The organism is Gordonia sp. BP-119, from assembly GCF_016924115.1.
GTDB lineage: Bacteria > Actinomycetota > Actinomycetes > Mycobacteriales > Mycobacteriaceae > Gordonia > Gordonia hongkongensis.
Window position 1 is genome coordinate 125,106 of sequence record NZ_JAFFZF010000003.1, and the last position, 25,592, is coordinate 150,697.

The window sequence follows — 25,592 nt, forward strand, 5'->3', positions numbered from 1 at the left end:
CTCGCCGCACAGCATGATCCGCGGCCCCGCGTCGCCGACCGAAGTCGGTGACCCGGGGCCGTCGGCGTTCAGCGCCAGGTGACGGACAGTCCGGTCCGCTGTACCAGCGGCCGGCTCGGGTCCGCGCCGACCAACTCGCGGGCGCCCCGATAGGTGGCCTCGCCGGCGATGGGCAGCCCGCGGGTCAGGTCGACGGTCACCGACCCCTGACCGGTGTAGCTGTATCGGCTGATGGTGAGGCTGTCACTGCCGCCGGGGATCGCGAACACCGAGTTCACCGGGGTCTCGTCTGCGGTGTACTCGATGGTCAGCCGGTTGCCGTCCCAGGCGGTGAGCCGTGCCTCGATGGTCTGGGTGACGGTCGCCGCGGCCGCGATCACCCGCTCGCTCCGCCACGTCGCACCCACCGCGATCGGTTCGGTCGGGAGCACGACCGCCGCGTTGAACGCCGACACCAGCGCCTGCTCGACCGCCAGTCGTGCCTCGCCGCCGGCCGGCTCCGGCGGCGCGATCCGCAGGGACACCGGCGCCAGGCCCGGACCGAGCGTGAGACCGGCTCTCGCGCCGGCCATCGCCGACAGTTCGTCGTTCAGGGTCGTGTCGGGGGATGTGACCGTGCCGAGGTCGAGTTCGAGGTCGGTGGGATCGGCGCACCCGAACCGCGCGGTCAGTGGCATCTCGACGGTCTGGGCGTCCGAGGTGCCCGGTGACGCCACCTCCGAGGTCGTCACCAGGGTCACCGACTGGGCGGTGGCGACGTCCGGCGCAGTCGTCGGCACGCGGCGCTCCCCGGTTCCCGCGTCGACGATCGTCACCGTCGCCGGTGCGATCGGGACCGGCGCCGCACCGGCGGCGCGGGACGGCGAGTCGGTGCTGCAGCCCGCCGATGTGCTCGCCGCCGGAGCGCCGGGCGTCTCGTCGGGACCCGATGCGCATCCCGCGACCAGTACGGACAGCGCGGTCACCGCCCCGATGGACGAGACGACGGACCGGAGGCGACGGGGATGCGGGGACACGGGTAGCCAGCGTATTCGACGTGTCGTGGACAATGATGCTGTGGATGACCAACCCCTGACGGATCGAGAGCACGTGGACCCGCACGACCGTGTCGAACCCGGGGCCGACCGCCGACCCGGCGACACCGACGCCGCCGCACGTCCCGGCCGCCGGGTGCCGAAGGCGACGATCGTGGTGCTCGGCGTCGCGCTGGTGATCTTGGGCCTCGACCAGCTCACGAAGTCGATCGCGGTCGCCACGATCGACCCGATGCGCCCGGTGGAGATCATCGGCGACTTCGTCACCCTGCGTCTGGTCCGCAACAGCGGCGCGGCCTTCTCCATGGCCACCGGATACACCTGGGTGCTGTCGATCATCGCCCTGGTGGTCGTGCTCGTGATCATCCGCTACAGCAGCCGGCTGCGCTCCTGGTGGTGGGTGGCGGGTCTGGCCCTTGTGCTCGGCGGCGCCATCGGCAACCTGACGGACCGCATCTTCCGTGCCCCGCAACCACTTCAGGGCCATGTCGTCGACTTCGTGTCGGTGGGGTGGTGGCCGGTGTTCAACGTCGCCGACTCCGCCGTGGTGTGCGGCGCGATCCTCCTGGTCGTCCTCTCCGCGCTCGGTTTCGACTACGACGGCACCCGCACGGGCTGGGCGGCCCGCCGCGAGCAGCGCGATCCCGCCGGCACCGAGGGCGGCGCGCATGCGTGAATCGCGGTTCCTGCCGGTGCCCGACGGCCTCGACGGGATGCGCGTGGACGCCGGTGTCTCCCGGATGCTCGGGCTGTCGCGCACCGTCGTCGCCACCCTGGCCGAGGAGGGCGACGTCGTCGTCGACGGCGTGGCGGTGGGGAAGTCGCACAAACTCGCCGCGGGCACGATGCTGCACGTCACGCTGCCCGAACCGGAGGAGCCGTTGCGCGTCGAGCCGACCCCGGTCGAGGACCTCGAGGTCATCTACCACGACTCCGACATCGTCGTCGTCGACAAGCCGGTGGGTGTCGCCGCGCATCCCTCGCTGGGTTGGAGCGGCCCGACGGTCATCGGGGCCCTCGCGGCCGCGGGTTTCCGGATCTCGACCTCGGGAGCGCACGAACGTCAAGGGATCGTCCACCGTCTCGATGTCGGCACGTCGGGGGTCATGGTGGTCGCGGTGTCCGAACGGGCGTACACGTTGCTCAAGCGGGCGTTCAAACAGCGGACCGTGCACAAGGGTTACCACGCGCTCGTCCAGGGGCACCTCGATCCGCCGTCGGGGACCATCGATGCGCCGATCGGCCGCCACCGCGGCAACGACTGGAAGTTCGCGGTGACCGCGAACGGCAAACCGAGTGTCACCCACTACGACACCCTGGAGATGTTCGCGTCGGCGTCGCTGCTGGACGTTCACCTCGAAACCGGTCGCACACACCAGATCCGGGTTCACTTCTCGGCCCTCCACCATCCGTGCTGCGGTGATCCCACGTACGGCGCCGATCCGGTGCTGGCCAAGAAGCTGGGTCTGGAACGCCAATGGCTGCACGCGCGATCGCTCGGGTTCGCCCATCCGGCCGACGGCCGACAGGTGGAGTTCACCTCGTCATACCCCGAGGACCTGCAGCACGCGCTCGAGGTCCTGCGCGCGACCTGACCTCACGAGGCGCCGGGAGCGGAGCGAGCGGGCCTGATGCCTCGCGCGACCAGGCCGTTCGATCGACTATTTCCGAGACACACCGCTAGATTGGGGGAGTGCTCGAGCCGGGAACCCTCGTCGCCGGGTACCGCGTCGAACGGGTACTCGGCAGCGGCGGCATGGGTGCGGTCTTCCTCGCCCGGCATCCGGAGCTGCCCCGGTACGACGCCCTGAAGGTGCTGAAGGCCTCGGCCGGGCTCACGGACAGCAACTTTCGCCGGCGGTTCCTGCGGGAGGCCGAGGTCGCGGCCACGCTCGACCACCCGAACATCGTCACCGTGTTCAACCGCGGACGCGCCAGTGTGCCGGTGGCGTCGAGGCCGGACAAGTCGGCGGAGGCCGATCTGCTCTGGATCGCCATGCAGTACGTCCCGGGAACCGACTGTGCGCGCGAACTCGCCGGATGCGGCCGCCTCGCCCCGCGTCGCGTGGTGCACATCGTGTCGGAGGTGGCGCGGGGGATCGACCACGCCAACCGGCGCGGACTGCTGCACCGCGATGTGAAACCCGCCAACATCCTGCTCGCCGAGGTCGACGATGATTCGTCGTTCGACGAGCAGCGGGTCCTGCTGACCGACTTCGGGGTCGCCAAACTGTCCGACGAGACCGAGGCGCTCACCTCGGTCGGCACGGTCCTCGCCACGCTGTCGTACGCGTCCCCGGAGCAGCTGACGGGTCGTCGACTCGATGGCCGGACCGACCAGTATTCGCTGGCGGCCACCACTTTCCACCTGCTCACCGGGCGCGTGCCCTTCGACGACCGCGACAACGGCGCCGTCATCGGAGCACATCTGAAAGAACCCGTACCGCAGGTATCCGAGCTCGTGCCCGGACTCTCGCCCGACGCCGACGCGGTCATCGCGCGTGCGATGGCGAAGTCCCCCGACGAGCGCTTCGCCAGCTGCCGGGAGTTCGCCGACGCGCTGGCGACGGGTCTGCGGAACGTGCGGCCGAGGTCGGCCGCCGACCTCGACGCGGAGACGGTCCGCGGCCTCCCCGGTCGGATGGCCGGCGGCGCCGTCCCGGGTCGGCGCGCGCCGGACATGCCGGGACGGTCCGACCGGCCGACACCGCCGCCCGCCGGTCGCGCCGCGACCCCCGACCGACCACCCGCGGAACGTCGATCACGGCCGGGGCCGGCCGAGCCCCGCCGACCCGGGCCCGGCCGTCCAGCGGCGAACGTGGACCCGGCACATGAAGCGACGCAGCGCGCGGCCCCGGCGCGCGGCGGTCCGCCGAACGCCCCACCGGGTGCCGCCACGCCGTCCTCCGGCCCCGCGCCGGGCTCGCGGGTGCCCGGGCGCGGCCCGAGATCGAGGCCGACGACCGGTGCCGATCCGGCGGTGTGGCAGCGTCCGCCGTCGAATCCGTTCCGGCAGAGCAACGACCACCTGCGGCCCGACCGGAGCCGCCCGGGCGGCGTCGGCCCGACACCGGCCGGCACCCCGCCGCGCGGCCTGGATGCCGCGGGACCCGGCGGGCTGCCCGGTCAGGGTCCCCGGGGCTTCGCCGGACCGGTGGGACCAGCACCGAAGCCGTCGTCGTCGAACCGGTTGCCCATCGTGCTGGCGATCGTCGCCGTGGTGTTGCTGGTCGCGATCGTCATCGTGTTCATGGCCCTGTGAGCGCGGTGAGCGAACCGGCTCCGCTACCACAGCTGTCCCATCCGTCACGACGCGGAGTGGGAGCCCGGCGGTGTCGGTGCACGCGCCTAGAGTGGACCCGGACTCGGACCCGCCCGACCGCCGTCGGGCGCACTCTCCCGGGTGCCGATGACCGCCGACCGAACCGACATCTGACGACTGACCCGACATCTACCGACTGATCTCGACAGAAGAGGCGCCGTGACGGACTCGTTTGTACACCTGCACAACCACACCGAGTACTCCATGCTCGACGGTGCGGCGAAGGTGTCCCCGTTGTTCGCCGAGGCCAAACGTCTGGGGATGACCGCGATCGGCATGACCGACCACGGAAACATGTTCGGCGCCAGTGAGTTCTACAACACGGCGGTCAAGAACGACATCAAGCCGATCATCGGCATCGAGGCCTACATCGCCCCCGGCTCGCGATTCGACACCAAACGAATCCAGTGGGGAACCCGCGATCAGAAGAGCGACGACGTCTCCGGCTCGGGTGCCTACACCCATATGACGATGGTCGCCGAGAACGCGACCGGGCTGCGCAACCTGTTCAAGCTGTCGTCCCTCGCGTCGATCGAGGGGCAGCTCGGCAAGTGGTCGCGGATGGATGTGGACCTGATCGCCGAGCATGCCGAGGGGATCATCGCGACGACGGGATGCCCGTCCGGTGAGGTGCAGACCCGGCTCCGGCTCGGCCACGACCGCGAGGCGCTCGAGGCCGCGGCGAAGTGGCAGGAGATCTTCGGCAAGGACAACTTCTACCTCGAACTCATGGAGCACGGGCTCGAGATCGAGCGGCGTGTGCGCGACGGTCTGCTCGAGATCGGTCGCAAGCTGGGCATCAAGCCGATCGTCACGAACGACTGCCACTACGTGACCAAGGAGCACGCCGCGGCGCACGAGGCGCTGCTGTGCGTGCAGACCGGCAAGACCCTCTCCGATCCGACCCGGTTCAAGTTCGACGGCGACGGTTACTACCTGAAGTCCGCGGCCGAGATGCGCGAGCAGTGGGACTCGATCGTCCCCGGGGCGTGTGACAACACCCTGGAGATCGGCGAGCGCGTCGAGTCCTACAAAGAGGTCTTCACCCACCGCGACCGGATGCCGGTCTTCCCGGTCCCCGACGGCGAGACGCAGCAGACGTTCCTGCGCAAGGAGGTCGCGAAGGGACTCGCGGAGCGCCGTTTCGCCGGCACCGAGGTGCCCGAGGAATACCTGCAGCGCGCCAACTACGAACTCGACGTCATCATCCAGATGGGGTTCCCGGCCTACTTCCTCGTCGTCGGCGACCTCATCCGCCACGCTCTCGAGGTCGGCATCCGGGTCGGCCCGGGCCGTGGCTCGGCGGCCGGTTCGCTCGTGGCCTGGGCGCTGGGCATCACGAACATCGACCCGATCCCGCACGGCCTGCTCTTCGAGCGGTTCCTCAACCCCGAGCGGGTGTCGATGCCCGACATCGACATCGACTTCGACGACCGTCGTCGAGGCGAGATGGTGCGGTACGCGACCGACCGGTGGGGCAGCGACAAGGTGGCCCAGGTCATCACGTTCGGCACCATCAAGACGAAGGCCGCGATCAAGGACTCGGCGCGCGTCCAGTTCGGTCAGCCGGGATTCGCGATCGCCGACCGCATCACCAAGGCGCTGCCGCCGCCGATCATGGCCAAGGACATTCCGGTCTGGGGTATCACCAACCCCGAACACGAGCGCTACAACGAGGCCGCCGAGGTCCGCACGCTCATCGAGACCGATCCGGACGTCAAGAAGATCTACGACACCGCGATCGGACTGGAGGGTCTGATCCGCAACGCCGGTGTGCACGCGTGTGCGGTGATCATGTCCTCGGAGCCGCTGACCGACGCGATCCCGGTGTGGAAGCGCGCGCAGGACGGCGCCATCATCACCGGCTGGGACTACCCGTCGTGTGAGGCGATCGGCCTGCTGAAGATGGACTTCCTGGGTCTGCGCAACCTCACCGTCATCGGCGACGCCCTGGAGAACATCAAGCTCAACCGGGGAATCGATCTCGACCTCGACTCGCTGCCGCTCGAAGACGAGAAGACCTACGAACTGCTCGCCCGTGGTGACACCCTCGGGGTGTTCCAGCTCGACGGCGCCGCCATGCGCGAACTCCTGAAGATGATGCAGCCCACCGGGTTCGAGGACATCGTCGCCGTGCTCGCGCTGTACCGTCCCGGCCCGATGGGTGTGAACGCCCACACCGACTACGCCAAGCGCAAGAACGGTCTGCAGGAGATCCGGCCGATCCATCCCGAGCTGGAGGAGCCGCTCAAGGAGATCCTGTCGGAGACCTACGGTCTCATCGTCTACCAAGAGCAGATCATGCAGATCGCGCAGAAGGTCGCCGGGTACTCGCTCGGACAGGCCGACCTGTTGCGTCGCGCGATGGGCAAGAAGAAGAAGGAGATCCTCGACGAGGCCTACGACGGCTTCGCGGAGGGCATGCGCAACAACGGTTTCTCCCAGGCCGCGATCACCGCGCTGTGGGACACCGTCCTGCCGTTCGCCGGCTACGCGTTCAACAAGTCGCACGCCGCCGGCTACGGGCTGGTGTCCTTCTGGACCGCGTATCTCAAGGCGAACTATCCCGCCGAGTACATGGCCGGCCTCCTGACCTCGGTCGGTGACGACAAGGACAAGGCCGCGATCTACCTGGCCGACTGTCGCAAGCTCGGGATCACCGTGCTGCCGCCCGATGTCAACGAGTCGCAGCGGAACTTCGCCGCGGTCGGCAAGGACATCCGATTCGGTCTCGCCGCGATCCGCAACGTCGGCTCCGGCGTCGTCGGTTCGATCATCTCGGCGCGCGAGGAGAAGGGGAAGTTCACCAACTTCTCCGACTACCTCGGCAAGATCGACGTCACCGCCTGCAGCAAGAAGGTGACCGAGTCGCTGATCAAGGCGGGCGCCTTCGACTCACTCGGACACCCGCGCAAGGGTCTGTTCCTCGTTCACGGGGAGGCCGTCGAATCGGTCATCGGAACCAAGAAGGCCGAGGCGATCGGACAGTTCGACCTCTTCGGCGACGCCGGCGGTGCCGACGACTCGATGGCCGAGGTGTTCGCGGTCAAGGTGCCCGAAGAGGAATGGGACACCAAGCACAAGCTCGCCATCGAGCGGGAGATGCTGGGGCTGTACGTGTCCGGCCATCCGCTCAGCGGCGTCGAGCACGCGATCGCCGCGCACACCGACACCTCGATCTCGACGCTCCTCGAGGGCAACGTCGCCGACGGCGCCCAGATCACCATCGGCGGCATCATCTCGTCGGTGACCCGGCGGGTGAACAAGAAGGGCGAGCCGTGGGCCGCGGTGACCCTCGAGGACATGGTCGGTGGAGTCGAGGTGTATTTCTTCCCGCGGGCCTATGTCGCGTACGGGATGGACATCGTCGCCGACAACATCGTCCTGATCAAGGCGCGCGTCAACCTGCGCGACGACAGCATGATGATCAGCGCGAACGATCTGGCGGTGCCGGATCTGGAAACCGCGGGGGCGACCAAACCGGTGGCACTGACACTGTCGGCGCGACTCTGCACCCCCGACCGCGTGGCGGCGCTCAAGCAGGTGCTGACCCGGCATCCCGGCATGGCCGACGTGCACGTGACGCTCGTCAGCGACAAGCGGCAGACCCAGCTGAAACTGACCGAGTCGTTGCGTGTGGCCCCGAGTTCGGCCCTCATGGGCGACCTCAAAGCCCTCCTGGGGCCCAGCTGTCTGAGTTGACGCGGCTGAAGTGAGGGTCGCCTGCTCGACCGACTTCACCCGGCCGTGACTCAGGATTCGGGTCGCCGAACATTCTCGTTCGTTCTGCGCTACACTCGACGGCACGTCCAGCGCACCCGGCCAGCGAGGGAGTGATCCGACATGGCGACTCTGATCGACGTCGACCCCGGTCGTCCGGCATCGCGGCAGCCCCGCACCGTCGATGTCCTGGGTGCGCAATGGCCGGTCCACAAGGCACACGCCGTCGCCGCCGCGGTCGTGGTGGCACTGGTCAGCCTCGTTCTTCTCGGCTCACTCGCGGTCACCGCCTGGGCGAGCGGACTGACGCTGCTCGCGGTGTGGTGGGGCGAGCGCTACCTGCCGGGGACGGCGGCCGTCGCGCCGGCATCGAACCCGCCGGGGATCTCGTAGATCCGTCCGTCGAATCCGGCGCGGAAGAGACGTCCGGCCGAGAATCCGCGGTCGCCTCGTCCGTAGGACACGATGCTCGAGGTCGGTAGGCCCGTCGCGAGCACGCAGTAGCTTCCGGGCGCCGTCACGCGCACGATCTCACCCGTCGCGTTGAACGGCACCACAGGTCGGTCGCGTGAATCGAGGGTCAGTCCGTCCGGCGTCGATGGCGCACCCACGGTGAGCAGGTTCTGCACGACACGCGGATTCGCGGTGGAGATCCGGCTGACGCCCGGGTTCACGAAGGTCCTCGACACGTACAGCCACCCGTCGCCGCGTCCGAGAACTGCTCCGTTCGCGCTCGGCAGCGCTCCCCAGGCGGCCTGCACGGCGCCGGTGGGGCTCACCCGACCGATGAGATTGCCGAAGTCGTTGGTGGCGTACACATTTCCGCGCGCCGACACGTCCATCCCGTTGGCCGCCGAAAGTCCCGTCACCCAGGCCCGCAGGGCGCGGGTGTTGATGTCGAGCCGGGCGATGGATGCGTGTCGCAGCGCGTCGCCCACGAAGACGCGCGGGTCGGCGCCGTATCCGACCAGCAGGGTGCCGCCGGGGGTCCACGCCAGCGCACCCGCTCCGCTCCCGCCCGGCACGCGTGCGATCGGAACCGCAGGTGCGCCCGGTCCGGCCAGGCGATACACGCGACCGGTGATCAGGTCGGTGGTGTAGAGGCGTCCGGCGGCGTCGACGGTCAGGCCCTCGAGCGCCGCGCCGGGCACCGACCCGACGAGTCGCGCCGGCTGCCCGGCACCCGCGCACACGGGGGCGGCCGCGGCCGGGGCGGGGTCCACGGCGGCGCCGAGCCCGACCGCCAGGGCGGCGGCCGCTCCGAGCGCGGCCAGTCGTGACAGGCGTCGCGTGCGGGGTGGGAAGGTTCGACGAGCTGTCATGGCTGCTCCCTGGTCGGTGAGGCTGGTCGCCGTCGGTGATGGCTGGGCGAGACGGTTGTCGGGAAGATTCCCGTCCGGCTCGCTGTCAAACGCACCCGTCCAGTGTTACGCCATCGGGTGCGCGAATGTGCCGCGATGCCGATTCATCCGGCGCCGCGATGCCACCACCCACGACGCGGTCGCGGACGGGCGTCGGAACCCGCGACATCGGATCACCGGCAGACAGTGAGAACATGGCTGTCGTGAGTACGCACCACGTCCCGGTCCATCAACAGGCGTTGTCGGTAGACGCGATCGAAGCCGCGTCGATCCGTATCGCCGACGCGGTGGCGCGTACCCCGCTCGAGATCTGCCCGCGGCTGTCCGCCGACACCGGGGCCGAGATCTTCCTGAAGCGCGAGGACCTCCAGGCCGTCCGTTCCTACAAACTGCGCGGCGCCTACAACGTGATGGCGCAGCTGTCGGCCGAGGAGCTGTCGCGTGGTGTCGTCGCGGCCAGCGCCGGCAACCACGCCCAGGGGGTCGCGTTCGCATGCCGGAGCATGCAGGTGCCCGGACGCATCTATGTCCCGACCACCACGCCCAAGCAGAAACGCGATCGAATCCGTTGGCACGGTGGTGACTTCGTCGAACTCAAGGCGGTCGGCGACACCTACGACGCCGCCGCGGCCGCTGCTCAGGACGACGTGATGCGTACCGGGTCCGCGTGGATTCATGCATTCGACGACCCGCGGACCGCGGCCGGTCAGGGGACCATCGCGCACGAGATCGTCGAACAGCTGGGTCGTGTTCCCGACGTCGTGGTCGCGCCGGTCGGCGGCGGGGGATGCCTGGCCGGGATGGCCACCTATTTCCGCGGCCTGTCCGAGGACGTCACGATCGTCGGTGTCGAACCGACCGGCGCGGTGTCGCTGAGCGCTGCCCTCGTCAACGGGGGACCGGTGACCCTCGCCGAGATCGACCCGTTCGTGGACGGGGCGGCGGTGAAGCGCATCGGGACCATCGGGCACCGGGTGCTGTCGGAGATGGGCGCGACAGTGACCGATCACCCGGTGCTGGCGAGCATCACCGACGTCCCGGCCGCACGCGTGGTACTCGACGAGCGTCACGCGCCCGTGCCGGGAACCGCGCATATAACCCACGTCGATGAAGGCGCCATCTGCTCGGCGATGCTCGAGCTCTACCAGAACGAGGGAATCATCGCCGAACCCGCGGGTGCTCTCGCCGTCGCGATCCTCGACAAACTGCAGCTGCCCGCGGACTCCACCGTGGTGTGCCTGGTCTCCGGCGGCAACAACGACGTGTCCCGGTACGGCGAGATCATCGAGCGCTCGCTGGTGCACCGGGGACTCAAGCACTACTTCCTGGTCGACTTCCCGCAGGAGCCGGGTGCACTGCGGCGTTTCCTCGACGAGGTTCTCGGACCCGACGACGACATCACGCTGTTCGAGTACGTCAAACGCAACAACCGGGAGACCGGCGCCGCGCTCGTCGGCGTCGAGCTGGGACACCGCGACGGGCTCGGCGATCTGATGGACCGGATGGCCCATTCCAGACTCCACTGCGAGCGGCTCGAACCGGGTAGTCCGGCGTACGCCTACCTGACCTGAGAGCCGGGGCCGCGAAACGCCGGCGTCGACCATTCGGATGACTCACCAGACCACGGGAACATTCGCGTCCGGTGCCGCCTCCAAGTACATGAACCGCCCAGAGGCACTGCACCACCACAGCGCCTCGTCACTTGGAAGGACAACCCCATGAGCACCGAGATCCCCGCCGACGCCGTTCTCATCGACACCGACGGCGACGGAGCCGTCGACGCCGCACTCACCGACGTCGACGGTGACGGTACCACCGACGCCATCCTCGACACCGACGGCGACGGCCAGGCCGACTCCATCGCCTACGACACCAATGCCGACGGCGAGATCGACATCATCGAAGCCGACACCGACGCCGACGGCCTCACCGACATCGCCGTCGCCGACACCGACGGCGACGGCACCTTCGACACCGCGGTCGACGACGAAGGCAACGTCGAGGTCGGCGACTTCGGCAGCATCGACGGCGGCGACGCCATCTGACCACTTGACTTCATGGCCCGAAGCCGCGGTACACGCGACTTCGGGCTATGAGCCGTCACCACGGCGGCCGACGATCACGTTGTGACCCGGCGAGGCGAGCTCGGAGCCCTCGGAACTCGGTGACTGCCAGGCCAATTCGACGTCGAGCGAGATCGGGACGGTCACCGGTGCGGCGCCGGGAACGCAGACCACCGACCAGTCACCGCGATGCATCGCGAACCATCCGGCCGCCTCGTCGAAGTCGACGGACACCGACGAGAAGGCCGGATCGGACAGCGCGGCTTCGGCTTTCCGCAAGGCGATGAGAGTTCGATAGAAGTCGAGCACACGCGCGTGTGCGGGATCGTCGAGTTCGGTCCAGTCCAGCTTCGACCGCTCGAACGTCGCCGGGTCCTGCGGATCGGGCACGTCGTCGCTGTCCCAGCCGTGTTCGGCGAATTCCGATTTGCGCCCCTCCGCGGTGGCTCGGCCCAGTTCGGGCTCCGGGTGGGAGGTGAAGAACTGGAACGGTGTCGCGGCCGCCCACTCCTCACCCATGAACAGCATCGGGGTGAACGGGGACAGCAGGACCAGCGCCGCCTTGATCGCCAGCTGTCCGCCGTCGAGGTAGGCGCTCGGGCGGTCGCCGATCGCCCGATTGCCGATCTGATCGTGGTTGCAGGTGTAGGCGAGGAGGGCCGACGCGGGCAGCCGGTCGGTCGGGATCGGTCGTCCGTGACGGCGTTTCCGGAACGACGAATAGGTGCCGTCGTGGAAGAACCCGCCGGTGAGAACCTTCTCCAGGCAGCCGTAGCTCCCGAAGTCGCGGTAGTAGCCCTGCCGTTCGCCCGACACCAGCGTGTGGATCGCGTGGTGGATGTCGTCGTCCCACTGCGCGGTGAGCCCGAGTCCGTTGACGCTGCGCGGGGAGATCATGCGGGGATCGTTGAGGTCGCTCTCGGCGATCAGCGACAGCGGTCGCCCGAGTTCGACGGCGAGATCGTCGGTGGCGGCGGCGAGTTCTTCCAGTATGTGCACGGCGCGGTGGTCGGCCAGCGCGTGTACCGCGTCGAGGCGCAGGGCATCGACATGGAACTCGGTGAACCACCGCAGGGCCGTACCGGCGATGAACGCACGGACCTCGTCGGAGTCCGGATCGGACAGATTGACCGACGATCCCCAGGATGTGACGCCCTCGGAGAGGTAGGGCCCGAAGTCGGGTAGGTAGTTGCCGGACGGACCCAGATGGTTGTAGACGACGTCGAGGACGACACCGAGTCCCCGGGCGTGACAGGCGTCGACGAACCGGGCCAGCGCCGCCGGTCCGCCGTAGGTCTCCTGCACCGCGTACCAGCCGACGCCGTCGTAGCCCCAGTTGTGAACCCCGTTGAACGCGTTGACCGGCATCAGCTCGACGAAGTCGACCCCCAGGTCGACGAGATGGTCGAGCCGGCCGATGGCGGAGTCGAGCGTGCCCTCCGGGGTGAAGGTGCCGAGATGGAGCTCATAGACCACCGCTCCCCGGATGTCGCGACCGGTCCAGTCTGCGTCGGTCCATCCGGCGTCGTCGACGGTGAACAATGCCGACAGTTCGTGCACCCCGTCCGGCAGGCGCACGGCCCGCGGATCAGGACGCACCGGTCCGCCGTCGATCGAGAATCCGTAGCGCAGTTCCTCGACGGGTTCGGTTCCCGGTGCGGTGTCCACCTGCCACCACCCGCCGGCGCCTGCCGTCATGGTGATCCGGTCCGCGGCCGGGTCCTGCGCGGACGACCCGATCACCAGCTCTACGACCTGCGCATTCGGTGCCCAGACCCGGAGTTCGCCCAGTGATCGCGGTGATCGGAAGGGCTCCACATTGGAACGAAGTGGTAGGTTTTGTTCCCGCTGGTCGTCCGACCAAGTTATCGTGCTCTGGGCAACAGCGGCAGCGGTCGGGGGATTCGTCACATCATGCAAGGTATGTCGGACCTCGGACAGGTGCAGTCGGGCGCTAGTGTGAGGCCGAACACATTCGGACGAGGGGAATGGGGTATCTTACCCGCGGCGCTCATGCCCACGGGGGCACGCGAAGCGGGTCTGCGGGAACGAGAACGCGCGTCGAGGTCGACACGCGCCATCGCGACCTGACGGCCGGTGAACGGGTAAGCCGAGACGCAAGGGCAGGGATTGAGCACTAACGCAGTCACCTCGGACGACGAGGAGGTGGGTCGCAAGAGGCCGGGGGCGGTGCGGTCGTGGGTGGACGGCCATGTCGTCGCCTCGTTCGACACATTCGGTCGCCAGCTCGGCATGTTCGTCGAGGTGTTCCGGACCCTCTTCGTCGATCTCTTCAAGCGACGGTTCCCGTTCGGGGAGTTCATCCGTCAGTGCGCCTTCATGGCCAGCACCTCGGTCTTCCCGACCCTCCTGGTCGCCATCCCGATCGGCGTCATCGTGTCGATCCAGGTGTCCAACATCGCCGGTCAGGTCGGTGCCACGTCGTTCTCCGGCGCGGCGACGGGTCTCGGTGTGATCCGGCAGGGTGCACCGCTGGTGACGTCGCTGCTCCTCGCGGGCGCCGTCGGCTCGGCGATCGCCGCGGACCTCGGATCCCGCACCATCCGCGACGAGATCGACGCGATGCGCGTCATGGGCGTCAACCCCATCGAGCGTCTGATCTCGCCGCGACTCCTCGCGACGATGGTCGTCAGCTTCCTGCTCTGCGGCTTCGTCTGCTTCGTCGGGTTCATCACCGGCTACGTCTTCAACGTCTACTTCCAGGGCGGCACACCGGGTAGCTACACCGGCACCTTCGCGTCCTTCGCCACCACCGCCGACCTCATGTTCGCGTTGGCCAAAGCCGTCATATTCGGCGCGATCGTGGCCATCGTCGCCTGCGATCGCGGCCTCTCGACGAAGGGCGGGCCCGCGGGTGTGGCCGACTCGGTGAACGCCGCTGTCGTCAACTCGGTCCTGTTGCTGTTCACGGTGAACGTGATCCTCACGCAGCTGTTCGCGATCCTGTTCCCGTCGAGGGTGGTGTGAGATGACCGCGTCACGGTATGTTCCTCCGGCCCTGCGGCCGCTCGAGGCCGCCAAGGCGGTGTACCGCGGTCCGCGCGATGCGCTCGCCGCGATGGGCCACCTGATCACCTTCCTGGTCCGCTCGATCGCCGCGGTGCCACTGGCGTTCCGTCACTACAGCAAAGAGGTGTGGCGCCTGCTCGCCGACGTGGCGTGGGGCAACGGCGCCATCGTGGTGGGTGGCGGCACCGTGGGCGTCATGGTGATCCTCGGCATCATGGGCGGCGCGACCGTGGGCATCGAGGGCTACACCGCCCTCAACCTGCTCGGCATGTCGCCGGTGACCGGCGGGCTGTCCGCGTTCGCGACGACCCGCGAGATCGCACCGCTGCTCGCCGCGACCGCGTTCACCGCCCAGTCGGGTTGCCGGTTCACCGCACAGTTGGGCTCGATGCGCATCGCCGAGGAGATCGACGCCCTCGAGGCGATCGCGATCCGGCCGCTGCCGTATCTCGTCACCACCCGGATGTGCGCGGCCGTCCTGGCGATCATCCCGCTCTACTCGGTGTCGCTGGCCGCCAACTACCTCGCCTGCCAGTTCATGTTCATGCTGCAGAGCGGTCAGGGCGAGGGCACGTATCTGTACTACTTCAACCAGTTCCTCGTCTCGTGGGACATGTTGTTCTCGTTCTTCAAGGTGATCGTCTTCGTCCTGCTGACGACGTTCATCCAGTGCTACTACGGCTACTTCGCCTCAGGTGGTCCCGAAGGAGTGGGAGTTGCTGCCGGACATGCCATCCGACTCGCGATCATCGTCATCGTCTTCGCGAACCTGGTCATGACACTCGTGTTCTGGGGCACGTCGCCCGGGATCAAGATCTCGGGATGAGGGGGAGACCGTGAACATCGCGACCGACGGGCGCAATCCCTCGCTGCTGCAATACGTGCTGCGCGGAGTCGCCTTCCTGCTCGTCCTGCTGGTGATCTTCGTGCTGCTGTTCATGCGGTACCAGGGCACGTTCAGCAAGACGGTGCCTGTCACGGCCGAACTCGTCGATGTCGGCGACGGGCTGTCCACCGGTGCCGACGTCCGGTACAACGGGCTGATCGTCGGCACGGTCAAGTCGATCAGCGTCGAGGATTCCGCACAGGCCGACGCTTCCCGGTTGATCAAGAACGTCGCCATCGACATCGAGCCGGCGCAGGCCGAGGGCATTCCCGCCTCGGTGACCGCGCGTACGGTTCCGTCGAACCTGTTCGGCGTCAACTCCGTCGAGCTGGTGCAGCCCGCCGAGGTGGGTGCCGACCGGCTGTCCGCCGGCGACGTGATCCCGGCCGACGACTCGCTCGAGACGATCAAGCTGCAGGACGCCCAGAACGAGCTGAAGCAGATCCTCGACGCGGTGCCGCCGGAGGAACTGGCGCAGGTGCTCGGCGTCATCGCCGACGCGCTCAAGGGCGGCGGCTCGGTGTTCGGGTCGTTCGTCCCCGTGCTGCGGAACTACTTCGACTCGATCAACGCCCAGTTCCCGCCGGGCGCGCCCCCGGGCTTCGACAACTTCGACGCCGCGCTCACCGGCCTCGCGCAATCGGCGCCGCAACTGCTCGACACCTTGGGCCGCAGCGTGATCCCGGCGATCACCATCGCGGAGAAGCAGCGTGACCTGACCGCGGTGCTGACCGCGAGTCAGGGCCTGCTCGACCAGACCCAGTTGCTGTTCGCGCGCAATGGCAACAGCGGTCAGCGTCTGGTGACCGATCTGAACCGGATGCTGGGAGCGCTCGTCCTCGAGCCGAACTCGTTGCCGCAGGGCGTGATCGCGCTGAACAACCTGGCCGCCCGGGTGCTGACGGTGTTCACCGGCACCAACGGCCACGTGCAGCAAAACATCGGTGTCAGCTTCGGCGCCTTCCAGCGCTACACCCGGCAGAACTGCCCGGTGTACGACGGCGGTCCGTACGGCACCCTGCGCGGCCCGGGCTGCGTGGGGCCCGGCACCGGCACGGGACCGACGATGTCTGGTCCGCTGGCGATCTATCCCTCCGACGGGATGCGCCGGAACAAGCCGGTCGGCAACGTCACCACCGATGCCGACAACAAGACGCTCGGCACCGTCCTGCGCCGTACCCCGTCGGCAGCGGACACGATCATGCTGGGACCGCTGGTCCAGACGCTCGAGGTGCGCAACGCCGCCGAGGCGGGCCGGGGCGGCGAAGGTCAAGGAGGAGGCCGATGAGCGCGGCTTCGGAATCGATCCGCAAACCGCTGATCGGTTTCACCATCTTCGGGATCGCCGCGTTGCTGGTCACCTACGTGATCTTCTCGACGTTGGAGCGCTCGGTGCCGGGGACCACCAACAGCTACACGACCTACTTCGGTGATGCCTCGGGTCTCGCCACGGGCGACGACGTCCGCATGGCCGGTGTCCGCGTCGGTCGTGTGGACCAGATCGAACTCGCCGACGGCCGTGCCCGGGTCACCTTCGAGGTGCAGGACAACCAGCAGGTCTACACCAACACGCGGGGGGCGATCCGCTACCAGAACCTCATCGGGCAGCGATATCTGAACCTGACGCTGGTCCCGGACCGGGAGAGTCGGCCCCTCGATCCGGGGTCGACGCTCGAGCTCCCCTCCGAGGACTCCTTCGACGTCACCACATTGCTCGCCGGGTTCCAGCCGGTCTTCGAGACCCTCACCCCGGAACAGGTCAACGCCCTGTCCGAGGGCTTGATCCAGGCGTTCCAGGGCAATTCGGTGTCCTTGAGCTACACGGTCGCCGAGGTCGGCCGCCTCGCGGAGGACACGGCCAACCGGGACGTCGTGCTCGGCGCGATCATCAACAACCTGAGCGCGGTCATGCGCGACCTGTCGCGCCAGGGCGGCCAGCTGGGCACCGTCATCGAGTCGATGTCGGCGCTGATCGCCAACCTCAACTCGAACTCGGCGGCGTTCGGCAGTGCGGTGACCGACATCGGGCGCACCGCAAGCGGATTCGCCGACGTGCTGAGTGAGAGCCGACAGAGTCTGGCCGAGGCCGCCACGGACGGCCGGATCGCGACCAACACGCTGATCAGCAATGGCGCCAAACTCGATCGGATGGCGGTCGACGCGCCGATCTTCCTCGGTCATTTCCCGCTCGTGCTCGGTGAGGGCGCTTACGTGAACATCTATGCATGTGATCTCGACGTCGCGATCGGCGACGTCCTGCTACCGCCCGGGATCTTCAACAAGATCGGCGGCACGAATCACTCGGTGGTGTGCCGATGAGCTGGTTCCGCAGGAGTTTCCGTGACAACCGGCGCGTGTGGTTCGGCGTGATCGGCGCCGTGGTCATCGTCGCCCTGTTGCTCGGCGTGACCGCTCTCGCGACCGCGCATCTGGGCAAGAAGACCCTCACCGGCGACTTCGCCCAGGCCGGCGGTATCCGGCCGGGGGACAAGGTCCGCGTCGCCGGTATCGACGTCGGTGAGGTCACCGACACCGAACTCGCCGGACAGCACGTGGCCATCACCATGAAGGTCGACAGCGACGTCCGGGTGACGTCCAACGGTTCTGCCGAGATCAAGATGTCGACGTTGCTGGGTCAGCGCTACATCGATGTGTCGCTGGGGGATTCGCCGGAGGATGCACCCGACGGACACATCGCGAAGACCGCCGTGCCCTACGATCTCCAGCGCACCATCGAGGCGGGCGCGCCGATCCTGACCGGGATCGACGACCGGACGCTCTCCGAGAGCATCCGCACCCTCAACCGGCAACTCGCCGGCGTGCCGGCGATCACCGAGCCGACCTTCGAGGCGCTCACCCAGATGTCGAAGGTCATCACCAATCGCAAGGACCAGATCAACCAATTGATCGCCGACACCAAGACGATCACCAACATCGTCAACGACAATCAGGCCCAGCTCGCCGTGATCGTGGGTCAGGGACGCGACCTGACCCAGAAGATCGTCGCGCGTGAAGAGCTGGTCACCCGGATGCTCGACGGCATCGCCGAACTCACCGAGCAGGCGACCGCGGTGGCCGGCGAGAACGCCAACCAGTTCGCGCCCATCATGGCGAACCTGAACACGATCACCCAGGGCCTGGAGAAAAACCGCAACAACCTCCGCAAGTTGCTGGAGATCCTCCCGGTCACCGCGCGCCTGACCAACAACGTCATCGGCGACGGGCCCTACGCGAACGGCTATCTGCCGTGGGGCATCTTCCCCGACAACTGGCTGTGCCTGGCCCGGGTGGTGGACGGATGCTGAGCGCGGAAACGATGAGCCCGGACACGACGGCAGGTACGACGATGCACGCCCACGGACTCCGCCGCCCGATCCTGCTGGTCGGGGTCGCGCTGCTCGGCATCCTCGGGCTCTCCGGCTGTTCGATGATCCCGGGGAGCTGGAAGGCGGCGGTCGGCCAGGCCATCGAGGTGACCGCCTACTTCGACAACGTCGCCGGGCTCTACGTGAGCAACGACGTCGCGGTCCTCGGCATGCCGGTCGGTCAGGTCACCGCGGTGGAACCGCAGGGCGAGCGCGTCAAGGTGACCATGACGATCGACAGCGACGTCCCCGTCCCGGCCGACGCCACGGCGGCGATCGTCAACACCTCGATCGTCACCACCCGCCACGTCGAGCTGTCACCCGCCTACGACGGCGGGCCGAAGCTCGAGGACGGGTCGGTCCTGAAGGAGACGAAGGCCCCGGTGTCGGTCGGCGAACTGTTCGACGCCATCGACGGTCTGGTGGTGGCACTCAAGGGTGAGGGAGAAGGACCCGGCCCGCTCGCGGAGATGATCGACATCACCTCCGGCATCGCCACCGGCAACGGCGAGGAGATCCGGGCGGCGCTCGACGAACTCGGCGGGGCGTCCGATGTGGTGGCGGGCAACAGCGATGCCCTCGTCGACATCCTCGAGACCATCGAGGGTCTGACCACCACCCTGGTGCAGAACTATCCGAAGATGACGGCGTTCTCCGAGTCGGTCAACCAGGTGTCGCAGCTGCTGGGAGACCAGGCGCCCGGTCTGCTCGCCACCCTGGCCAACCTGAATCAGACGCTGCAGAACACCACCGTGTTCCTGCAGAACAACACCAACACCATGTCGGTGTCGTTCGACCGGCTCGCCGCGCTGACCGCCAATCTCGGGGACTACTCGCGGCAGGTCGTCGAGACGGTCGACGTCGGCCCGCTGCTCTTCCAGAACCTGAGCAACTCGATCTCGGCCGAACAGGGAGCGTGGCGCGCGCAGCTGCTGCTCGACAAGACGCTCCTCGACAACGAACTCCTCGCCGAGTTCTGTGAGGCGATCAACCTGCAGAAGGACGGTTGCCGAACGGGCAAGCTCAAGGACTTCGGTCCCGACCTCGGTATCTACTCGGCGATGCTGGAGCTGACGAAATGAGAACGGCGACAATGGATTCGCTGAACCGTTCGGACGGTCCCGGGCGCCCTGTGCGATCCCCCGGCCGGGTCCGCCGAGGCGGGGTCATGGCGGTGCTGCTAGCGGCGCTCATGGGGCTCACCGGTTGCGGACTCCTCCCGAGTCTCACGGTGGAGCAGATCCCGCTGCCCGCACCGGGCGGCATCGGTGACTCGATCACGATCACCGCGAACTTCGCCAACGCGCTCAACCTGCCGGCGAAGGCGAAGGTGAAGCTGAACGGAACCGATGTCGGACAGGTCACCGACCTCGTCGCCAAGGACTACACCGCCGTGGTGACCATGCAGGTCAGCAAGAAGACCAAGCTCCCGGTCGGGACCGGCGCCGAACTCCGCCAGGCCACACCGCTGGGCGACGTCTTCGTCGCCCTGCTGCCGCCGATCGAGGCGCGCGACGGTCTGATGGTGGACGGGGACACGCTCACCGGTCCGACGTCGGCCGCGGCGACGGTCGAGGATCTGCTGATCAGCATGAGCGGGGTCGTGGACAGCGGTTCGCTGAACTCGTTGACGATCATCCTCACCGAGCTGAGCAGCGCGGTCGCGACGAACCCGTCGGATCTCAACGGCGCGATCCGGGGCCTGACCACCGGTATCCGGAAGCTGAACCAGAGTTCGGCGGCGGTCGATCGGTCGCTGGCCGCCACGCGGGTGCTCAGCGGACAGCTCGCCGACGGGCGTGCGCAGATCATGGCGTCGATCAACAAACTGGGTCCGGCGCTCGAGTCGCTGAACGGGCAGATCGCCACGATCCTGACCACGCTGGACAAGACCCAGCAGGTCACAACGGCCACCAACGACTTCCTCGACAGCGATCAGGACAACCTGGTCGAGATGCTGGGCCATCTGTCGACGGTGCTGGCCGGCCTCCGGCAGGCTGCCGGCCCGCTCGGATCGCTGGCCGACAACCTGCACGAGCTCACACCGAAGTGGGTCAAGTCCACACCGGGTAGCGCGGCGTTGGTGTCGGCGAAGGTCTACTGGCTCAGCCCGGGTGTCGGCTTCGACTCGGCGAGCAGACTGCCCGAGATCCAGGACGTGGACGAGGGTTCGGCGGCGTTGCAGCAGACACTGACCCGTCTGCTGGCGCGGATCACGGGGACGAGGGGGTGTTGCGGATGAGCGGCATATTCGGTGTCCTACGCCGGAATTCGGTACTTGTGGGCAACATCGCCCTGGTACTGGTCATGGTCGTCGGACTCAGCTATCTCGCCCTGGGCATCCTGCGGTGGCAGCCGTTCGCCGACAAGTACAAGCTCACCATCCAGTTCCCGATCTCCGGCGGTCTGCAGGAGACGTCCGGGGTCACACTGCGCGGCGCGCGCATCGGCGACGTCGACACCGTTCGGGTGCAACCGGATTCGGTGGAGGTCGTCGTCACGGTCGAGGACCGGTACAAGATCAACCGCGACACCACTGTTGCGGCACTGGGTCTGTCGGCTGCGGGAGAGCAGTACGTCGACTTCCAGCCGGACACCTCCGACGGTCCCTACCTGGAGGACGGGGACGTCATCCGGGCCGACCAGACCGAGGTCACCGTGCCGTTCTCGCAGCTGCTCGAGTCCTCGCTGGAACTGATCAACCAGATCGATCCGGCGAAACTCCGTTCCGCCGTGGACAATCTGAAGATCGCCCTCTACGACGAGGACGGCACGAACGACCTGTCGGTCATCTTCGACTCCGGTGGCACGATCTTCGCGAAGCTGTACACCGCGCTGCCGGAGACCACCAAGTTCATCCAGAACGCGGGGACCATCTTCAAGACCACGGCACAGATCCAGCCCGACCTCGGCACGACGGTGGCGGGATTGAGTTCGCTGGTCAACTCGGCGGCTGCCTCCGACAAGGAACTCCGCGAGCTCCTCGACCGGGGTCCCTCGCAGTTCACGAGCCTGGCCGGGTCGATCAACCAGTTGACGGATCCGATCACCGATGTGACGAAGCAGTTCGTCGACATCGCCGAGCAGGGTGCGTTGCGTGCGCCGGCGCTCGCGACGCTGTTCCCCGCGATCCGCGATGCCAGTGTCAAGAGCCTCACCATGTTCCACGACGGTGCGTTGTGGATCTTCGGGTCGGTGTACCCGCGTCCGAGCTGCAACTACCCGGTGACGCCGCGGCGGCCGACGCAGATCCTCGAGCTGACCATCCCGACCAATCTGTACTGTGTGACCGAGGATCCGCGTCAGCAGATCCGTGGCTCGGCCAATGCGCCACGGCCACCGGGCGACGACACCGCGGGACCGCCGCCGGGTTACGACCCGAACGCCCGTACCGTTCCGCTCGACAAGTGATGGGCCGCTCGACGACTGACGGCCACTCGACGACGACAGACAAGTTGTGTGACCTGTAGATGACTGACCGGAATGACCCAGATCGTACTGATCCCGACATGAATCCAACGGACGAGAAGGCCGACAGCACGCCGCCCGAGAGCGGGGCTGTCGCAGCCGATCACACCGATGGGGCGACGAGCGCGGAGGACACGAACGACGCCGGGACCGCGGCGACGCCGCGGGGGAAGTCGGCTCGACGGAGCGGAACCGGCACGGTGGCGAGCACGTCCGAGACCGACGGTGCCGACGCCTCCGGTGCCGCGGGTGACCCGTCGCCGGCAGCATCATCGAAGGCGGGTTCGGATCGCCGCGAGATCTTGTTCACGGTCACCGGCGGCGGGATCAAGAAGGTTCTCGTCGCCATCGTCGCGGTCGCGCTCATCGCGCTGGTGGCGTTCTTCGGCTGGCGCGCCTACGACCTGCAGCGGGAGGCCGACGCGTTCGCCGATTCCAAGGCGGCTTCGGCCGACTTCGTCACGAAGCTCGTGACGACGCTCAATGCCGACAACGCGGGCAACTCGAAGGAACTGCTGGGTCCGCTGTCGACGGGGGAGTTGCGCAACCGCCTCGAGCAGGAACGGGCCGACACCGAGGCCAATGTGGAGTCCCTGAACATCGAGGTGTCCTCGACGATCAGCGTGGTCGCTGTCGAGACCGTCGATGCCGACACCGCCAAGACCGTGGTGATGGCGGAGGTGACCGGCCGCAGCGTCAAGTTGCCCAGCGGCGGTACCAGCCTGATGGTCTTCCGCTTGGACCTCAGCAAGGAAGACGGCAAGTGGCTGGTGTCCGAGGTCGACGGTCCGCCGGGGAGCCCCAGCGGTCAGATCGATCCGTCGCAGTCGCTGCCCGGCGCCGCAGGTGCACCGGCACCCCAGCCGTCGCCGGCACCGCAGCCCGCGCCCGCGCCGGGCGGCTGATCCGGGCGGACACACTCACCGGCAATGGACGAGCGCGCCACCGATTCGGGGGCGCGCTCGTCTATCAGTGGTGGGTGGACGTCACGTTCGGACGAGTATCGCCACGGGGTGTTGGCCGCGGGCCGAGGCGAGGTCGACCGATCCCTCGTACACCGACCCTGTTCGGTCGTCGCGCCACCGGAACCCCGGGGGCAGGGTGACCGACGTCGCGGCCGCGGCATCGTGGTCGAGGCTGTGGGTGAACCGGGCGGTCACCACGACGACCGAGGGGGCCTCGCCGGTGCCGCGCACGAACGCGATGGTGTGGTCGGCGGCGGGCCCGTCGGCGGTCAGCCGTTCATAGGTGGCCGCAACGCCGAACGCATCGGGATGCGCGGCCCGGGCACGGAGAGCTTCCTGGACGAGTCGGGTCTTCGGGTGCTCGGTCGACCGGCCGAAGTCGACCGGTCGTCGATTGTCGGGATCGACGAGGGAGTCCTCCCACCACTCGGTGCCCTGGTAGATGTCGGGGACCCCGGGCCCGAGGATCGCGATCGCCTTGCGCGCCAGCGCTTCCTGCTCCCAGGCCGGTCCGATGCGGTCGACGAGTTCGGCGACCGAGGATGCGACGTCCCCGCTGGTGACCTGGCCGATCCAGGTCTCGACTGCGGTCTCGAACTCCTCGTTCACCTCGGTCCACGTGGTGCGCAGACCGGCCTCGCGAGTCGCCTTACGGGCGTACTCGATCAACCGGCCCCGCAACTCGTCGGTGACCGGGGCGCCGGTGGGCCAGACCCCGACGATGTTCTGCAGGAGGAAATAGCCGGTCAGGTCATCCGGCACGTCGGTCTCGCGCCAGACCTTGTCGACGAGCTGGGACCAGCGGTCGGGGATCTGGGCGAGCACCGCGATCCGCGCGCGCACGTCCTCACCGCGTTTGGTGTCGTGCGTCGACGTGGCCGTCATGGCCAGCGGCCACCGCGCGGCGCGCTCGGCGTTGTGCTCGTGGAAATCGGCCAGCGACATGACGGGATTCGCGGGATCGCCACCGACCTCCTGGGCGGAGACGAGCCGGGCCGTCCGGTAGAACAAACTGTCCTCGACGCTCTTCGCGGTCACCGCCCCGCAGGTCTGCGCCAGCCTCGATGTCGCCTCGCCGGGCACCGCCGTCTCCCGCACGATGAGGTCGATCGCGGCACGCAGTTCGGGCTTCGCCTCGGCGATCCCGGTGGCGACGGCGAGCAGACGTGGACGCAACGACGGGTAGTCCGCCCGGTAGACCCCGAGCGCGGCGATCAGTTCGGCGCAGGCGGTGGCGATCACGTCCGGATCCGAGGCCGGTGATCCCTCGACGCGCGCGGTGACGGCGCGTACGAGACGTCTGAGCTCCGCAGGGAACGACTCCCGCACGGTGCGGAGTTTGCGATCGTGCTCGGCGGCCTCCACCCACCGCGCGTCACCGCTCTCGCCGGTGATCCGTTCGTGTAGCTCGGTGAGCTGGGCGACGCCGGCCGGCGCCACGAACACGGCATCGATCACGCGCATGTGGTCGTACCCGGTGGTGCCCTCGACCGGCAGGGTCGGTTCGAGGGGCTCGTCCGGCGCCAGGATCTTCTCGATGTACAGGAGACGATCGTCCCCGACGTCCGCGCGCAGCCGGCGCAGATAATCCTGGGGGTCCCACAGACCGTCCGGATGATCCACGCGCACACCATCGATGAGGTCGGCGTCGAGTAGCTCACGCAGCCACTGGTGCGTCGCGTCGTAGACCTCCGGGTCCTCCTGGCGCAGACCGGCGAGTTCGTTGACCGTGAAGAAGCGCCGGTAGCCGATGAGGCCGCTGTCCCACGGCACGAGCCGATAGTGCTGGCGGGAGTGGACCTCTTGCGGTGTGCCGCCGGCGCCGGGAGCGGAGCGAGCGGGCCGAATGTCTCCCGCGGTGCCGGGGGCGATCGGGAACGCGTGATCGTAGTACCGCAGATTCCCGTGCTCGTCGATCTCGAGTGGGCTCAGGTCCCCATCGGCGGCGACGATCGGCAGGGCCAGCTTCCCGTCGGCACCGTTGTCGTCGCTGAAGTCGGCGTCGAAATAGTGTGCGTAGTCCGATGCGGGCCCGTGACGGAGCAGGTCGGCGAACCACGGGTTGGCGAGTGCATCGGCTACCCCGGTGTGGTTCGGGACGATGTCGATGATCAGACCCAGACCGCGTTCGGCGGCGGCGGAACGCAGTTCCCGCAGCCCGTCGATCCCGCCCAGCACGGCGGAGACCGCCGGCGGCGGCAACCAGTCGTAGCCGTGCGTCGACCCGGCCGACGCCGTGCCGATCGGGGAGAGGTAGACGTGGCTGATCCCCAACTCGGCGAGGTGGTCGAGATGTGCTGCGGCATCGGCGAATCCGAAGTCGCCATATAGTTGGAGCCGGTACGTTGCGCGCGGGGTCGGACGATTGCCCATAGGAG

General features: G+C 68.0%; 20 protein-coding genes. 16 read left to right on the forward strand and 4 right to left on the reverse strand.

Going from position 1 to position 25,592, the window contains the following annotated elements; genetic code table 11:
• Positions 1-68 precede the first annotated feature (68 nt).
• Positions 69-1,016 (reverse strand): hypothetical protein, encoded by a 948-nt coding sequence (locus JW364_RS03200; RefSeq protein WP_055476135.1) that lies wholly within the window; start codon positions 1,014-1,016, stop codon positions 69-71.
• Positions 1,017-1,056: 40 nt separating this feature from the next.
• Between JW364_RS03200 and lspA the strand changes: the two genes are divergently transcribed.
• The 5 genes from lspA (at position 1,057) to JW364_RS03225 (ending at position 8,469) form a co-directional block, all read left to right on the forward strand.
• A complete protein-coding gene (gene lspA, locus JW364_RS03205; RefSeq protein WP_231632730.1) occupies positions 1,057-1,710 on the forward strand; it encodes a signal peptidase II in 654 nt (217 codons plus the stop codon).
• Complete coding sequence (locus JW364_RS03210) at positions 1,703-2,629, forward strand: RluA family pseudouridine synthase (protein WP_055476137.1); 927 nt, start codon at positions 1,703-1,705, stop codon at positions 2,627-2,629. The genes lspA and JW364_RS03210 overlap by 8 nt, the downstream gene beginning before the upstream one ends.
• Before the next feature lie 98 nt (positions 2,630-2,727).
• Entirely contained in the window at positions 2,728-4,296 is a 1,569-nt protein-coding gene (locus JW364_RS24400) for a serine/threonine-protein kinase (RefSeq protein WP_205333007.1), read from the forward strand.
• 219 nt (positions 4,297-4,515) lie between these two features.
• Positions 4,516-8,058 carry a DNA polymerase III subunit alpha gene (gene dnaE, locus JW364_RS03220; protein ID WP_055476139.1) on the forward strand — a complete coding sequence of 1,181 codons (3,543 nt, stop codon included), beginning with the start codon at positions 4,516-4,518 and terminating at the stop codon, positions 8,056-8,058.
• Between the two features lie 141 nt (positions 8,059-8,199).
• Positions 8,200-8,469, forward strand: coding sequence for a hypothetical protein (locus JW364_RS03225; protein WP_055476140.1), 270 nt, complete (start codon positions 8,200-8,202; stop codon positions 8,467-8,469).
• Here JW364_RS03225 and JW364_RS03230 read toward each other — a convergent pair.
• Positions 8,412-9,398 carry an SMP-30/gluconolactonase/LRE family protein gene (locus tag JW364_RS03230; protein ID WP_205333006.1) on the reverse strand — a complete coding sequence of 329 codons (987 nt, stop codon included), beginning with the start codon at positions 9,396-9,398 and terminating at the stop codon, positions 8,412-8,414. The two genes, JW364_RS03225 and JW364_RS03230, sit on opposite strands and share 58 nt — an antisense overlap.
• Before the next feature lie 233 nt (positions 9,399-9,631).
• Here JW364_RS03230 and ilvA point away from each other — a divergent pair, with 233 nt between their 5' ends.
• Together ilvA and JW364_RS03240 are read left to right on the forward strand one after the other, a co-directional pair.
• Entirely contained in the window at positions 9,632-11,008 is a 1,377-nt protein-coding gene (ilvA, locus tag JW364_RS03235) for a threonine ammonia-lyase IlvA (RefSeq protein ID WP_205333005.1), read from the forward strand.
• 147 nt (positions 11,009-11,155) lie between these two features.
• Positions 11,156-11,482, forward strand: coding sequence for a hypothetical protein (locus tag JW364_RS03240; RefSeq protein ID WP_205333004.1), 327 nt, complete (start codon positions 11,156-11,158; stop codon positions 11,480-11,482).
• A 45-nt stretch (positions 11,483-11,527) separates the two neighbouring features.
• Here the strand turns inward: JW364_RS03240 and treZ are convergent, their stop codons facing one another.
• Positions 11,528-13,291 carry a malto-oligosyltrehalose trehalohydrolase gene (gene treZ, locus JW364_RS03245; RefSeq protein ID WP_275892288.1) on the reverse strand — a complete coding sequence of 588 codons (1,764 nt, stop codon included), beginning with the start codon at positions 13,289-13,291 and terminating at the stop codon, positions 11,528-11,530.
• A 339-nt stretch (positions 13,292-13,630) separates the two neighbouring features.
• Here treZ and JW364_RS03250 point away from each other — a divergent pair, with 339 nt between their 5' ends.
• From JW364_RS03250 to JW364_RS03290, 9 genes are read left to right on the forward strand one after another with little or no spacing between them, the layout of a single operon-like run.
• Positions 13,631-14,488 (forward strand): ABC transporter permease, encoded by an 858-nt coding sequence (locus JW364_RS03250; RefSeq protein WP_055476552.1) that lies wholly within the window; start codon positions 13,631-13,633, stop codon positions 14,486-14,488.
• A gap of 1 nt (position 14,489) precedes the next feature.
• Positions 14,490-15,356: an ABC transporter permease gene (locus JW364_RS03255; protein ID WP_055476553.1), complete on the forward strand. Its 867-nt coding sequence runs from the start codon at positions 14,490-14,492 to the stop codon at positions 15,354-15,356.
• A 10-nt stretch (positions 15,357-15,366) separates the two neighbouring features.
• Positions 15,367-16,704, forward strand: coding sequence for an MlaD family protein (locus JW364_RS03260; protein ID WP_055476554.1), 1,338 nt, complete (start codon positions 15,367-15,369; stop codon positions 16,702-16,704).
• On the forward strand, positions 16,701-17,735 hold the full coding sequence (locus JW364_RS03265; protein WP_055476555.1) for an MCE family protein: 1,035 nt from the start codon (positions 16,701-16,703) through the stop codon (positions 17,733-17,735). Before JW364_RS03260 ends, JW364_RS03265 begins: the two co-directional genes overlap by 4 nt.
• On the forward strand, positions 17,732-18,721 hold the full coding sequence (locus JW364_RS03270; RefSeq protein ID WP_055476590.1) for an MCE family protein: 990 nt from the start codon (positions 17,732-17,734) through the stop codon (positions 18,719-18,721). The genes JW364_RS03265 and JW364_RS03270 overlap by 4 nt, the downstream gene beginning before the upstream one ends.
• A gap of 41 nt (positions 18,722-18,762) precedes the next feature.
• Positions 18,763-19,863 (forward strand): MCE family protein, encoded by a 1,101-nt coding sequence (locus JW364_RS03275; RefSeq protein ID WP_055476556.1) that lies wholly within the window; start codon positions 18,763-18,765, stop codon positions 19,861-19,863.
• Positions 19,864-19,874: 11 nt separating this feature from the next.
• Positions 19,875-21,023, forward strand: coding sequence for an MlaD family protein (locus JW364_RS03280; protein WP_084817311.1), 1,149 nt, complete (start codon positions 19,875-19,877; stop codon positions 21,021-21,023).
• Entirely contained in the window at positions 21,020-22,192 is a 1,173-nt protein-coding gene (locus JW364_RS03285) for an MlaD family protein (RefSeq protein ID WP_055476558.1), read from the forward strand. Before JW364_RS03280 ends, JW364_RS03285 begins: the two co-directional genes overlap by 4 nt.
• Positions 22,193-22,251: 59 nt before the next feature.
• Positions 22,252-23,154 carry a hypothetical protein gene (locus tag JW364_RS03290; RefSeq protein ID WP_055476559.1) on the forward strand — a complete coding sequence of 301 codons (903 nt, stop codon included), beginning with the start codon at positions 22,252-22,254 and terminating at the stop codon, positions 23,152-23,154.
• Positions 23,155-23,235: 81 nt separating this feature from the next.
• Here the strand turns inward: JW364_RS03290 and treY are convergent, their stop codons facing one another.
• Positions 23,236-25,587, reverse strand: a complete 2,352-nt coding sequence (gene treY, locus JW364_RS03295) for a malto-oligosyltrehalose synthase (RefSeq protein WP_055476560.1) — start codon at positions 25,585-25,587, stop codon at positions 23,236-23,238.
• Positions 25,588-25,592: the final 5 nt, after the last annotated feature.

Excerpts from the sequence above, each read along its gene's own strand:
- JW364_RS03210 (WP_055476137.1), top strand. The coding sequence starts at position 1,703 with ATGCGTGAATCGCGGTTCCTGCCGGTGCCCGACGGCCTCGACGGGATG.
- JW364_RS03225 (WP_055476140.1), top strand. The coding sequence starts at position 8,200 with ATGGCGACTCTGATCGACGTCGACCCCGGTCGTCCGGCATCGCGGCAG.
- JW364_RS03230 (WP_205333006.1), bottom strand. The coding sequence starts at position 9,398 with ATGACAGCTCGTCGAACCTTCCCACCCCGCACGCGACGCCTGTCACGA.
- ilvA (WP_205333005.1), top strand. The coding sequence starts at position 9,632 with ATGGCTGTCGTGAGTACGCACCACGTCCCGGTCCATCAACAGGCGTTG.
- JW364_RS03240 (WP_205333004.1), top strand. The coding sequence starts at position 11,156 with ATGAGCACCGAGATCCCCGCCGACGCCGTTCTCATCGACACCGACGGC.
- JW364_RS03255 (WP_055476553.1), top strand. The coding sequence starts at position 14,490 with ATGACCGCGTCACGGTATGTTCCTCCGGCCCTGCGGCCGCTCGAGGCC.
- JW364_RS03265 (WP_055476555.1), top strand. The coding sequence starts at position 16,701 with ATGAGCGCGGCTTCGGAATCGATCCGCAAACCGCTGATCGGTTTCACC.
- JW364_RS03270 (WP_055476590.1), top strand. The coding sequence starts at position 17,732 with ATGAGCTGGTTCCGCAGGAGTTTCCGTGACAACCGGCGCGTGTGGTTC.
- JW364_RS03275 (WP_055476556.1), top strand. The coding sequence starts at position 18,763 with ATGCACGCCCACGGACTCCGCCGCCCGATCCTGCTGGTCGGGGTCGCG.
- JW364_RS03280 (WP_084817311.1), top strand. The coding sequence starts at position 19,875 with ATGGATTCGCTGAACCGTTCGGACGGTCCCGGGCGCCCTGTGCGATCC.
- JW364_RS03285 (WP_055476558.1), top strand. The coding sequence starts at position 21,020 with ATGAGCGGCATATTCGGTGTCCTACGCCGGAATTCGGTACTTGTGGGC.
- JW364_RS03290 (WP_055476559.1), top strand. The coding sequence starts at position 22,252 with ATGACTGACCGGAATGACCCAGATCGTACTGATCCCGACATGAATCCA.
- treY (WP_055476560.1), bottom strand. The coding sequence starts at position 25,587 with ATGGGCAATCGTCCGACCCCGCGCGCAACGTACCGGCTCCAACTATAT.